We start from the raw sequence: 13749 nt of genomic DNA on the forward strand, positions 1-13749 counted from the left end.
ATGAGATTAAATAAGCATATATTTTTACTTGTTTTGGTAGTTAATTTTAGTTGTACGGAACCATTTAACCTGGTCACGGAATCTTTTGAAGATACTTTGGTAGTTGAGGCAACTATAACTGATGAGCTGAAAACGCAAAAAATAAAAATTTCTCGTACATACCGACTAGAAAACGATACGCCCGTTTTAGAGGAAAAGGCAAAGGTTAAAATAGTAGATAGTAACAACAATGAATACGATTTTAGGTATGAAGGATCAGGTATATACAATTCAATTCAGGAATTTCAAGCGGTAGAAGGTGTTTCTTATAAATTATTCATAACAGCATCAGATGGAAAAGAATATATTTCTGATGAAGAGTCGCTAGCTCCCAAAGCAGAAATGGATTTGTATGTAGAAGCAATTAATGCGAATGGTACGACTGGTGCACAGGTTTTTGTTAATACTAATGATAATTTAGGTGATGCCAACTATTTTAGATATGAATATGAAGAAACCTATAAGGTTGTGGCTCCACTTTTTACAACCAATAATATTATACCTGTTAATGTTGTGTATACAGAATATGATATACATTTTGATACATTAGATGTTTTGAGATCTAGAGATAAGCAAGTTTGTTACTCTACTAAATATTCAAATCAAATTTTAATTACAAGTGTTAACGGTTTAAGTGAGGATAAAATATCCAGATTTCCTATTCGCTTTTTATCTTCTGAAACCGCTTTTTTAAGAGAACGGTATAGTATTTTAGTAAGACAATATGTGCAATCTGCAAACGCAAATAATTTCTATAAAATATTAAAAGAATTGGGCTCAGATGGAAGCCTGTTAATAGACAATCAACCAGGTTTTATACGAGGAAATATCTTTTCAAAAGAAAACCGTAAAGAAAAAATTGTTGGTTTTTTTGATGTCTCTTCAGTAACGTCTAAAAGAATTTACTTCAATTATAAAGATTTCGATTTTGATTATCCATTTTATTTTTTTCGTTGCGATGAAATTACTTTAAATTATGGTAAAATGGAGGAAAGATTTCGGATGTTTAAATGGCTAAATAGCCCAAGTGCTTATATGTACGTTTCTGGTGGTAAGTTTTCGCCTAGATTTGTTTCATCAAAATGTGTAGATTGTACAACGTTTTCTTCAAACATAAAACCAGAATTTTGGGAAGATTAATAAAATATTTAACAGCCATAAACAGCATTATACTGTGTTTCTCTCATGGTGTTGCTTTTGGACAAATTAAAGATGACATTCAAAATGTCATGATAAAAACAGTCCCAAAAGAAAAAGTAGTAGTGCACATAAATGATAAATTGCTATTAGCTGGAGAAACATTTTATTATAAAGTTTTTTGTTTATTAGAACAAACAAGTGAATTAAGTAGTATAAGTAAAATAGCATATGTTGAATTAGTAGGAGAAAACAATACTATTTTATTTAATCAGAAGCTCAAGTTAGTAGACGGTATGGCAAGTGGAGATTATTTTATACCATCTGATGTTGAAACCGGTAATTACAAACTTATTGCCTATACTAAATGGACGATTAACGGTCCTAGAAACCCTTTTTTTGTTAAAGATATTTACGTTGTTAACCCTTATGTTTTAACTCCGGATTCGGTAAATAACACGTCTGAAAATAATAACCCAGCTAAGATTCAAATTAATAAAACTGGGCATACTCAATCGGGGACGACTCATGATGTAAAGGTACAATTAGAAACAGATTTTGGTGTGTATAAACCCAGAAGTAAAGTTTCGTTAAAGCTGATTAATATGCTTGGTGCGTCAATGTATGGTAACTATACTCTATCGGTTAGGAAAACGGATTCATTGGAGATTAAAACAGACAGTAATATTGAAATAAAAGAGATTGTTAAAACCGATAGCACATTTTATTTACCAGAACTTAGAGGAGAAATTATATCCGGATATGTGGTATCTAAAGACCATGATTCGGTTATACCAAATAAAATAGTAGCACTATCTATTGCTGGTAAAAACTATATATACAAAAATGTCTTAACTAATAAATTTGGTGAGTTTTATTTCCATTTAGAAGAAAACTACGCCAAATCTGAATGTGTTTTACAAATTTTAGATTCAGATAGAGCGGCCTACAAAATAGTTTTAAACGATACTTCATTTAAATATTATGATGTTTTAAAATTTCAAAACGTTCAACTAAACTCAAGTATTCACGATTGGGTGCAAAATCAAAGTATTTATAACCAAATTGAGAACGCATATAGTACTTCTAAATTAGACAGTATAATGTCTCCTGATTTTACAAAACCGTTTTATAGTAAACCAAGTATTACTTATGTGTTAGATGATTATAAACGTTTTCCAACAACAAGAGAGACCTTTGTTGAGGTAGTTGAAGGGGCATTTATAAGAAAGCATAAAGGTTTAGATAAGCTAGGGGTTCGAAGAAATAATACATCTACATTTAACCCTTTTGACGATCGGGAAACACTAGTGCTTTTAGATGGCTTGTTAATTCAGGATAGCGAGTATGTATTAAATTACAATCCTTATAAAATAGAATCGGTGAGTTTATTAAAAGAAATTTATTTTTATGGACCAAGTATATTTAAAGGAATTATTGACATAAGAACAAAAAGAGGAGACTTTAATGTGCCATCAGGGGTTGATGATGTAAGTCGTTTAAATCTTACCATTCCTAAAGAAAGAAGAATATATTACCAACCCAATTATAACGATGATGTAGAGAAGTTAAAGAGAATCCCAGATTATAGAAGTCAGTTATTATGGAAGCCTGATATTGCTTTAAAGTCCGAATCCAAATCAATCGAATTTTATACGTCAGATTTGGAAGGCGTATTTGAGGTTTTATTTGAAGGTTATACTTTAAATGGAGTATATGTAAATTCAAAAAGGTACTTTAAAGTAAAAAGCGAACAGACTAAATAACCAATACCGATTGGGTTTTCAAAATCAGAAACATGTTTACGTATTCAAGATTCCCAGAGAAGTTTAGTCTTGAAAAAATTAACGAAGAAAAGTAAAAACTTTTTAGATGTCATTTTTCCTCTTAGTAGCTTAAAAGCATGTGCAATATGGTTTTCTACTGTTTTAACAGAAATATTCATCACCTCGGCTATTTCTTTATATTTATAGCCCTCAATTTTACTTAGTAATAAGGCCTCTTTACACTTGGGAGGGAGCTCATCTATAGCAGATTTTAAATATAACAAGCGCTGTTCCATTATTTTAATATCCTCTATTTTGTTCTCCATTTGATTAAGTTTCGTAAACTTTATCGCTTCTAATTTTTCATTAATACGCTTACGGGATTTATAATTATTAATAAAAGCATTATACGCCGATTTATAAAGATAGCTCTTTAGTGAAGAGTGAATTTTTAATTGTTCCCTTTTTTCCCAGAGTTTCAACAATATATCTTGAGCTATATCTTCAGCCAATTGATCATTATTGGTAAAACTGTACAGATACACGCACAAATTATCGTAGTAATTTGTGTATATAAATCTATAAGCTTTTTTGTCACTTTTAGAAAGCTTTAGTAGAAGATCAATGTCGTTAGTATACGTGTTGTCCAATGTTTTTTTGTGCCCAAATGGTTAATAGTTAGGTTACAAAAATGAAAAAAAATAAATTAAGACTAGGGGATTTAAAAAAACTGTTGTCATAAAGTTATAATATAGTTAATAATGTCAAAAGAAAAAATAGAGAATATTATCTCAAAATATATTAACCATGAAGCTTCAGAAGCTGAGATAGAAGAGCTTTTAGTTTGGTTAGAAGACCCTAAAAATGAAAAAGCATTTAAAGAGAATATAGCTGTAAGCCACTATTTAAACAAGAGCTTTAAAAAGTTTGATTCTGCAAAGGCTTATAAAAACACTTTACAAATTTATAAGACCTCAAAAAAGAAGAAAAGAATATCGGCTTACTTCGCATATGCTGTTGCAGCATCTTTAGTACTTCTAATTTCTTTAACCATTATTTTTAATAAGGACAATAACACAGTAATTAACGATTCTAGTGTTGTTAATAATATTACTCAAGGTACAGACAAGGCAACATTAACATTAGAAGATGGAACGGATATAATCTTAGAAAAAGGACAGGATTATGTTGCCAATAATGTAATTAGTAATGGCGAAGAACTAGTATACAATTCTAATGCTAATTCAAAAACAGAGATCGTTTATAATTACTTAACTGTTCCGCGAGGCGGTCAGTACATGGTTAAACTATCAGATGGCACACAAGTATGGTTAAATTCTGAATCTAAACTTAAATACCCTGTGAATTTTGTTGCAAATGCAGATAGAGAGGTTGAACTGTTATACGGCGAAGCTTATTTTGATGTGTCACCTAGCGAAAATCATAATGGTTCAGTATTTAAAGTGTATAGCCAGCAACAAGAAATAAATGTGCTAGGCACCGAGTTTAATGTGAAATCTTATAAAGATGAAGATATTATACAAACTACTTTGGTAGAAGGTAAGATAACACTTGATGTAAGTACATTTAAGAACATCCTGAATCCAGCAGAGCAATTAACTTTTAACACCACGAATAAATCTATAAATAAAAAGGTAGTAGATGTTAAGAGGTACGTGTCTTGGAAAGATGGGTATTTCACGTTCGAAGACAAATCACTCGAAGAAGTATGTAAAATAATGTCGAGATGGTACGATGTTGATTTTGAAATTTCTAACTCAGAAATTAAAAATATTGAACTTTCGGGTTCAGTTAGAAAAAATCAAAATATAGAAAACATCCTCATGTCACTATATAATTTAAAGGATATTCAATATGAAATAAAAGAAAATAAAAAGGTTTATCTAAAATAAAAAAAAGGGTACAAAGCCTCGGTCGTCCAAAACTAAAACTTTGTCCCTAAGTACATTAATTATTAATCAATAACTAACTCAACAAATTTATGAAATTAAAACTAACCCAATTTCTATTTCCGAGGAAAATAGATCTCTTGAAAATTATGATTAGATCTTTCATTTTTTTATTCTGTTTTACGGCATTCGCTTTTACCCCTAAAAATGGGTTTACACAGAATGAGAAAATACTTATTGATCAAGATAAAACCTATGCAATAACAGAAATTTTTGAATTGATTATTAATCAAACAGACTATAACTTTATTTATGCAAAGGATTTATTTGAAGCAGATAATAAAATTACTCTAAAAAAAGGAGTGATTAGGGCCAGCAAGCTTTTAAACAGATGTCTTGAAAAAACGGCTTATACATATGATTTTACCAATGATAAAACAATTATTTTGGTAAAAAAGAATAAAGCCATAAAAAAGCCCCAGCAAGAAGAATTTACTATGTCTGGGAAGATTATAGATAAATCAGGAAATCCTTTACCTGGTATTACTGTTTACATCACAGAACAAAACCCATTAACAGTTGGAACACCAGGAGTAAACTCTGGAGACTTTGTAATTAGAGGAACTAGTACCGATTTTGATGGTAGTTATTCTATTCGTTTAAAACCAGGAGATTTTATTGCTATAACAGGTATTGGTTTTAAGTTTTATATGGACCAGATAATGGTGCAAACAGAAACCTACGATGTAACTCTTGAAGAAGAAATAAGCGAGTTAGAAGAGGTCGTATTAATTGGTTATGGTCAACAAACCAGAAAAGAAGTTACAGGAGCCATATCATCTGTAAGAGCTGAGGATATTAGCAAAAACAGCATTGGTAATCAGAGTTTTGATAGAGCCTTAAGCGGTCTTTTAAAAGGTGTAAACATTGTTCAAAATAATGGTAGGCCTGGAGCAGGTGTCGATATTAATGTTAGAGGTATTACTTCTCCTTTTGCATCTGGATCAGACAATAATCCGCTTTTTGTAATTGATGGTGTGCCCTTTCAAACCAATCCAGCAAACAATCTTGCTAATTTCGGACAATCCCAGAATCCTTTATTAGCCATAAACCCTAATGATATTGAAAGTATCGACGTTTTAAAAGATGCTGCTGCAACTGCCATTTATGGATCTCGCGGCGCTAATGGGGTTATTTTAGTAAAAACTAAAACAGGCAAAAAGAACCAAAAAAATAAAATTAGGTTATCCACTACAACTACTTTTGCAAGACCTATAGCAGAACGGAGCTATTTAGGTACGGAAGATTGGAGGGTTTTTGTTGATAATTTTTTTAGTAATTCGGTTGCTGCCTATAATACAGATCCTGCAAATAGTGGCGTATCTCGAGGCAGTTTATTTGCTTCTCAATATGCTGCTAATATATCTGGAGACCCAGATACTTTTTCATTAGATCCTATAGGTTATAATGGTTTAGTGGATTCATTTTTCGGTAATACCAATACAAATTGGGCAGATGTTATTTATAGAGACCCTGCACATACACAACAATATGATTTATCCTTGTCTGGAGGTAATCAAAATACAACATATTATATTTCTTTATTACATTCAAATCAAGAAGGCTTAGTAAAAGGTGATAAATTTAAACGATACAATGTAAGAACTAGTATAGATAGTGATATTAGCAAAACTTTAAAATTAGGGTTAACGTCAAATATTGGGTATACTGATAGTAATAGTGGCTTTCAACGAGAGGACTTAAATAGAATACTTAATACAAGACCTGACGTTTCTGTATTTGATGAAAATGGCGAGTTCTTACAATATACAGATGCCATAAACGAACAAACTAGTGAACTTGTAAATCATGCAAATCCTTTAGCAAAGACCACAGGATTTAGTAATGAAGGGCAGTCTTTTACCTTAATAGGTAATATGTATGCGGAAGCCAAACTTTTTAAAGGGTTTAAGTTAAGATACGATATAAACATTTCTAGATTCAATACTAAAAATAGACTTTTTGAGCCTGTTGCTGTAGTTAGAGGAACGCCCATATCATCGTTTTTTGCGCTTGAAAATGCCAATTTAAACTTATCTGAATCAACAAACACAAATATTATTTCTAATATTACTTCGAGCTATGATAGGGTTTTTAATGCTCACAAAATATCTGCGATTCTAGGTTTTTCATGGGACAGAAGTAAAACCGAAATATTGGCATCTAGTTTTTCTGGTTTTCCAGACACTTCTGTGTTAATTAGTGCTAGTAATGCCAAAAACAGACTGTCTACTCAAGACCAAACTATTGATTCTGGTTTAAACTCTATATTTTCTCGTTTAGCATACAACTACAATAATAAGTATTATGTAACTGCTAATTTTAGAACAGATAAATCCAGTAGGTTTGGACCTAACAATCAACGCGCCTATTTTCCTTCGGTTTCAGCGAGTTGGGATATTGCCAACGAAAAATTCTTAATAAATAACGATATTATAAACAACCTTCGCTTACGGTTCGGTATAGGTAGAACAGGATCAAATAACATTGGAAATTTTCGCTATTTACAATTCTTTAATAGTGGTGAGGGTCTCGATGGTTTATATGGGGGTATCCCTTCAGTAGAGTTGCTTGGAACACTACCAAACCCGGATGTTAAATGGGAAATAACAGATGAAACAAATATTGGTTTAAATTATGAGTTGTTTAACAACCGATTAAGAGGTAGTATAGATGTTTACAATAGAAAAACTACTGGGGCACTTATTCCTGGCTTTTTTCCTTTAGAAACTGGTGCTTCAGATTTCATAGCCAATTTTGCAGATTTAACAAATAAAGGTTTTGAAATAGATTTGGGGGGTGATATTATTAATTCCTCAAATTTTAAATGGACTGCTAATTTTAATATCTCTAAAAATAAGAATACGTTAGATAAGTTTGTTTCCGAATTTATCGATGAAGGACAGATTGATAGTTACGAAGTAGGTAGGGAAGTTAACTTAATAAGAGGTTATGAAGTTGAATATATCTTTCAAGACCAAACAGAAATAGACGGCTTAAATGCCACAGCAGACGACGGTTTTTATCAAGAACCAGGTACAGGTGTTGGCGATTACAAGTACAGAGATATAAATGGTGACGGAGAGATAACGCTAGATGATAGGAAAATTCTGGGAAGTTCTCAACCAGACTTTTTTGGTGGTTTCAATACCTCATTTGAATACAAGGGATTTCAATTATCAGCATTTTTTAACTACTCAGTAGGTGGAGAAGCCTGGGATTTAGGACAGCTAAATGCAAGTAACATAAATCTAGGTCCTTTAAACAATATATTATCTGATTACGCAGATGTTTGGACGCCTACCAATACAGATGCTCAATACCCAAGAGCTATTTTAAGCGACCCTAACGATAACACAAGATTGTCAGATAGAAATGTTTACAAGACGTCTTTTGTTAGGCTAAAAACCCTACAGTTAAACTATGCTTTCCCGCAAAGTATATTAAGTCACATCGGGTTTTCTGGAGCAAATATATTTGTATCTGCCTCTAACTTATGGACATCTACAGATTTCCCTGGGATAGATCCAGAATCTGTTGGTCCGATAGCTGGAACGAGTAGTACGCGTGGACAGAACTTTTATCCCATTGCAAAGACATGGTCTGTTGGATTAAACATGAACTTTTAAAAACGTAAAACATGAAAATTAAAAATATATTAGTAGCAATTTGCTTGAGCGTTTTTCTTAGCAATTGTAGTATAGACAAGATAGAGCCTAATAATTTATTAGTAGAAGACAATGTCGTTCGAGATGGAGAATCGGCTAGCTTATTATTAAATAGTGCCTATGTATTATTTAGAACAAACGGCGATTCTGCTGGAGCTCTGGAAATAAATCAAGAAATTATTTATGCCCTTAATGTAGCAGGCGAGCAATTTAGTGCTTTCCCTGTAGGGTTTGTAGAAGATTTTATCACCAATACGGTTGAAGCCGATGATCCCGATTTAAAAGCGATCTATATCAATCAATACAAAGTAATTAATACCGTTAATTTTTTAATCGAAGCATTAGAAGCAGGAAAAGCATCGGATCTTAACGACGATGAAACCAATGCTATGATAGCAGAAGCCAGAACAATAAGAGCGATAGCTCATTTTAAATTACTACGTATTTTTGGTCAGTTTTATGATCTCAATTCAATCTACGGGATTGTAGTAAGAACAGAACCGGCAAGAGGTGCTGTTTTTTCTGCAAGGAATACAGTGCAGGAAACTTACGATGCCATCGTAGGAGACCTTGAGTTTGCAGCAGCAAATGGGCCTTCTGGAATACCCCATTACAGAGTGAGTGCTGTAACTGCACAAGCTTATTTGGCAAAAGTGCAATTATACATCGGAGACTATACTAATGCAGCCAATACAGCAACTGCCGTAATAAATAATAGTGATGGTTACACGCTTGAGCAAACCTATGATGATATATTCTTTAACAGATGGGACTCATCAGAAGTGTTATTTGCTTTGTTCTCAGGAGATGGTAGAACAACAGAGGCCGCTCCAACTGCATTTCTTCCTGCAATATATTCCCCTTTCTTTTTACCACCATCTGAGTCATTTTTAACATTGGCAGATGCGCAAGACGGGGTTATAGGAGATGCAGAACTTTTTACATTTTCTAGTGGATTAGATACTAGGTTTTCATTTGGTTATAACTTTAACAATCCAAATAATCAAAATAATCCAAGTGTAGTAGGCGTGCCTGGAAATGTGAAATATCCATACGACATTAGTGCTCCTAATGGTAACACGACCTATTTATTACGTCTTGCAGAAGTGTACCTGATTTTTGCTGAAGCAGAAGCCAGACGAGATGGAGGCGATTTAAATGCTGCCCTAGCTAGACTTAATGAACTACGTACAAGAGCTACAGGCATTGAATTAAAAACACTTACCGATAAAGCAACTTTACTGGCAGATATTCGAAATGAAAAACGATTAGAATTATATATAGAAAATGCTGAACCATGGTTTGATTTAGTACGCTATGATATTTTAGGAGATCTAGATGCATCTACCCTAAAACCTACATTAACATCCCAAAATAAGTTTATTTATCCTATTCCGCAATCGGCATTGGCAAGTAATAACTTATTAAAACAAAATCCTTAACAATTTGAGTTAGTCTCTCTACGAAGGATTGTCTTATAACATTATATAATAAGGCAATCCTTTTCAAATTCATATAATAATAAAAAAGAAAGTTTAAGAAAATGAAAAAAATAAATATAAATATCCTAATCCTGTTTTTGCTAACCTCCATATGCTCTTGTGCGCAAGAAAAAGCTACGGGAATTCATTTCTTTAAAGGATCTTTTGAAGAAGCAAAGACATTGGCAAAAGCAGAAAATAAAAAAATATTTGTAGATGTTTATACCACATGGTGTGCTCCTTGTAAAAAAATGACAAAAGAAGTCTTTCCAGATAAAGCATTAGGGGCGTATTATAATGCACATTTTATATCTATAAAAATAGATGCAGAAAAAGGAGAGGGTATTAAAATTGCTAAAGATTATAATGTTGGCGGATACCCTACTTTAATATATGTAGATAGTGAAGGTAAAACCATTAATAAAATGACTAGCTATCTAGGTATAGAAGAGATGCAACGTATAGGAGAAAGCGTACTTCAAGGTGATAGTAACTTTGAAGAATTAGAATTGAAATATAATCAAAAATCCATTTCGCAAGAAGAGCTATTTCATTACATGACGGCTCTAAAGGGAAAAGGATTGTATGATAGAGCAGAAAAAGCTTTTGAGCAGTATTTCTTAGCAGAAGTAAAAAGTGGTGTTACATTAGATATGTTTGAACAAATTTTTCAATACATAAGATCTTCTGAAGATGTTCCTTTCCAATATCTTATTGAAAACAAAGAAAAGTTTTATCAATTTAAAAATAAGGAAAAGGTCGACGAAATTATTCGTAATTATTATTTAGACGAATTCATGTACGCTAAGATACCAGAAACCGAGGCCGATTATTTTGCTGCTAAAAAAGAATTAGCTAAAAAGGTTGAAATTGATGATTTTTTAAGTGTGAATCTTGACAATAATTACTATTATAAAAAGCAAAATGAGGATAAATATATGGAGACGGCTAAAGTATTGTTTGATAGACATTCTAAAGAAGAAGACCAGCTAAAAATTTCTTATATAGTAGGAGGAGCTGTTAAGTTTAAAAACCCAGACCATATTAAAACCTTATTAACTTGGGCAAAAAGAGCCTTAGAAATAGATGATAATTCCATAAATATAGCAAGTGTCTCAGTTTATTATGCCAAACTTAATGATAGGGCTAAAGCTCAGGAATATTATGATAAAGCTATAGCAAAGTCACTAAGTGATAAAGATAATTATCATGAAAGTATTAAGCTAGGGATGGATGAATATTTATCTAATATTAAAGATTAATTATATTTTTAGGTAAAACAATATAAATAGAATGAAAAAAATAGCGCTAATTACTTTTGTCCTTTTTGGCTTTTTATTGAATGCACAAATTCATGATCCGGTAACATGGAAAACTTCCGTAAACAAAATATCTGATACTGAATATGAGTTAACAGCGACTGCTACTATAGAAGAAGGCTGGCATTTATATTCACAGTCTGTTCCTGAGGATGGACCAAGACCCACTGTTTTTACTTTTGAATCTAGCCCCAATTTTTTAAAAAAAGGAAATACCAAAGAAGGGAAAGGACATGAGGTAAATGATCCCATTTTTGAAATGCTTATAAAATATTTTGATACAAAAGCAGCGTTTAAACAACGTATAAAGCTAAAAACTGATAATAAAACCTTTGAAATTAAAGGGACTGTTGAATTTATGGTTTGTAATGATACCATGTGCCTACCGCCCAAAGAAGTCGATTTAGTATTTAATATTAACTAAAATAGTATAGAGAGATATTACTAAAAAATTCATTCAAAAACACCCGCCTGCCGGAAGCTACGGTATACCCACAAATATGGCTGCATATTAAATAATAGTTTTATAAAGATAGACACTAATTTCACGAATTATCACAAATGGTTCTAAATATAAATTATTTACTAATAAGTAATTTGTGTTTACTTATTAGTAAATTAAAATACAGAAATATAATAGAAATAAATCGGGCTTGAATTGTAAAAACAGACTGAAAGTCTGATTCGTGATTATGAATAGCATCGAGAGCTATCCGTTATATTGAGGTTTTATTCGTGTAAATCCGTGTAATTCGTGTCTTGATTAAAAACATGTGGGTACATCGTAGCTGCCGGCAGGCAGGGAATCTCATAAAAATTAAACATCTGTTTATTAAAGTGTTGAGATTTTTCGACTTTAGTTTATGCTGAGCATAGCCGAAGTACTCAAAATGACAATTCAAGAACTTTTTAGACACCTTCTTTTACTATGATTGTATTTAATTTTAAATCAGAGATAAGTTAGAACAACCCGTTAATTTCGGCATCAATAGTATTTATAACACTTCCTAAATCTTCAGGGTTATCTACAAAGTTGAGGTTATCTACATCTATAATTAAAAGCTTTCCCTTATCGTAACCATGAATCCAGGCTTCATAACGCTCATTTAATCGACTTAAGTAATCAATACTAATTGTGTTTTCGTAATCACGACCACGTTTGTGTATTTGCGATACTAAATTAGGAATAGAACTTCGTAAATAAATCAATACATCAGGCCCTTTAACTAAAGATTCCATTAACTCGAAAAGCGATTTGTAGTTTTCATAATCGCGATTCGTCATTAAGCCCATAGCGTGTAGATTTGGTGCGAAAATATGAGCATCTTCATATATGGTTCTATCTTGAATGATGTCTTTTCCACTTTGACGAATTTGTAATACCTGACGAAACCTACTATTTAAAAAGTATACTTGCAAATTGAAACTCCAACGTTCCATTTGGTTATAAAAATCATCTAAATAAGGATTGTCTACAACATCTTCCAGTTGAACTTCCCATTTATAATGTTTTGCTAATAGTTTTGAGAGAGTGGTTTTTCCTGCGCCTATGTTTCCAGCAATAGCAATATGCATAATTTTTAGTCGATTTTTATTTTAAATTTATGGAGGACTTCGTTTGCGTAAATATACAAGGTTTCATTGGTTACAAAAAACGCATCTATTAAAAAATTTGGGATGGAAATTGGAATTGGAATGTCACTGTTTTTTTTCAAATAAACCAGAGAATTATTCTTTTTTAAAATGATATTTCCGTCACTCTCAATAAGTTCCGTGTATCCCTTGTTTTCTAGCTTTTTTGCCAAGCTGCCAAAATAATTATAAATATATAAGTAGTTTTCGGTAAGCAAATAACAAAAATTATAGTTACTTTTTAAGTCCAAAATAACACTCTGAATGGGAACTGTTTGGGCACGCGTTGTTCGTGTTTTATAATCGAAAAGTTCTAGTTTCTGATTATCCTGATTAAATACCCATATCGTATTATCATGTCCTGTAGAAACGTGAGATATGTTTTTATATTTCACGAGCGCATTAAAATCAATTTTAAATATTTCCGCCAATCGGTTGTCAAGAATGATAACACTGTTAAAATCTTTGTAAAAGAGATTAATCTTTAAAGTGTTAAAAGCATTTGCAGTAGTTATGTTGCCAAGTTGTAAATTGTTATAGGTAATAGTTTTATCAGTGCTTTTTTTATTAAAAACATTATCGTTTATAAAGTATTTTGTGTCAAAGTTGTCAATAGCGACTAACAGGTCCGTTTTAAAATCTACTTTATTTAAAAAAGAAGTCTCAATAGCGTTTTGAGCACGTATTGAACAAGATACAAGTAAAAAGAGATATATCGTATATTTCATACCGACACG

At 32.0% G+C, this 13749-nt stretch carries 10 protein-coding genes; 7 read left to right on the plus strand and 3 right to left on the minus strand.

From position 1 onward, the window contains the following. Both C1H87_RS15185 and C1H87_RS15190 read left to right on the plus strand, forming a co-directional pair. Positions 1 to 1179, plus strand: a complete 1179-nt coding sequence (locus tag C1H87_RS15185; RefSeq protein WP_102756624.1) for a DUF4249 domain-containing protein — start codon at positions 1 to 3, stop codon at positions 1177 to 1179. After that, a complete protein-coding gene (locus C1H87_RS15190; protein ID WP_158655240.1) occupies positions 1167 to 2942 on the plus strand; it encodes a hypothetical protein in 1776 nt (591 codons plus the stop codon). The genes C1H87_RS15185 and C1H87_RS15190 overlap by 13 nt, the downstream gene beginning before the upstream one ends. Positions 2943 to 2986: 44 nt before the next feature. Here C1H87_RS15190 and C1H87_RS15195 read toward each other — a convergent pair whose 3' ends face one another. Continuing rightward, positions 2987 to 3592, minus strand: coding sequence for an RNA polymerase sigma factor (locus C1H87_RS15195; RefSeq protein ID WP_102756626.1), 606 nt, complete (start codon positions 3590 to 3592; stop codon positions 2987 to 2989). Positions 3593 to 3703: 111 nt separating this feature from the next. On the opposite strand from C1H87_RS15195, the gene C1H87_RS15200 reads away from it, so the two are divergent. The 5 genes from C1H87_RS15200 to C1H87_RS15220 all read left to right on the plus strand — a co-directional run bounded on the left by C1H87_RS15200 (position 3704) and on the right by C1H87_RS15220 (position 11804). Then, entirely contained in the window at positions 3704 to 4855 is a 1152-nt protein-coding gene (locus C1H87_RS15200; protein ID WP_102756627.1) for a FecR family protein, read from the plus strand. A 146-nt stretch (positions 4856 to 5001) separates the two neighbouring features. Then, positions 5002 to 8541 carry a SusC/RagA family TonB-linked outer membrane protein gene (locus C1H87_RS15205; RefSeq protein WP_158655241.1) on the plus strand — a complete coding sequence of 1180 codons (3540 nt, stop codon included), beginning with the start codon at positions 5002 to 5004 and terminating at the stop codon, positions 8539 to 8541. A gap of 11 nt (positions 8542 to 8552) precedes the next feature. Further along, entirely contained in the window at positions 8553 to 10022 is a 1470-nt protein-coding gene (locus tag C1H87_RS15210; RefSeq protein ID WP_102756629.1) for a RagB/SusD family nutrient uptake outer membrane protein, read from the plus strand. Positions 10023 to 10123: 101 nt separating this feature from the next. Then, the gene (locus C1H87_RS15215; protein WP_102756630.1) at positions 10124 to 11323 is read left to right on the plus strand and encodes a thioredoxin family protein; all 1200 of its coding nucleotides are present in this window, start codon (positions 10124 to 10126) and stop codon (positions 11321 to 11323) included. A gap of 31 nt (positions 11324 to 11354) precedes the next feature. Beyond that, positions 11355 to 11804 carry a protein-disulfide reductase DsbD domain-containing protein gene (locus tag C1H87_RS15220; protein WP_102756631.1) on the plus strand — a complete coding sequence of 150 codons (450 nt, stop codon included), beginning with the start codon at positions 11355 to 11357 and terminating at the stop codon, positions 11802 to 11804. 536 nt (positions 11805 to 12340) lie between these two features. Here the strand turns inward: C1H87_RS15220 and C1H87_RS15225 are convergent. Both C1H87_RS15225 and C1H87_RS15230 read right to left on the minus strand, forming a co-directional pair. Further along, the gene (locus C1H87_RS15225) at positions 12341 to 12955 is read right to left on the minus strand and encodes a deoxynucleoside kinase (RefSeq protein WP_102756632.1); all 615 of its coding nucleotides are present in this window, start codon (positions 12953 to 12955) and stop codon (positions 12341 to 12343) included. 5 nt (positions 12956 to 12960) lie between these two features. Next, positions 12961 to 13740: a hypothetical protein gene (locus tag C1H87_RS15230; RefSeq protein ID WP_102756633.1), complete on the minus strand. Its 780-nt coding sequence runs from the start codon at positions 13738 to 13740 to the stop codon at positions 12961 to 12963. Positions 13741 to 13749: the final 9 nt, after the last annotated feature.

Origin of the sequence: Flavivirga eckloniae, from assembly GCF_002886045.1 — a bacterium.
GTDB classification, from domain to species: Bacteria; Bacteroidota; Bacteroidia; order Flavobacteriales; family Flavobacteriaceae; genus Flavivirga; species Flavivirga eckloniae.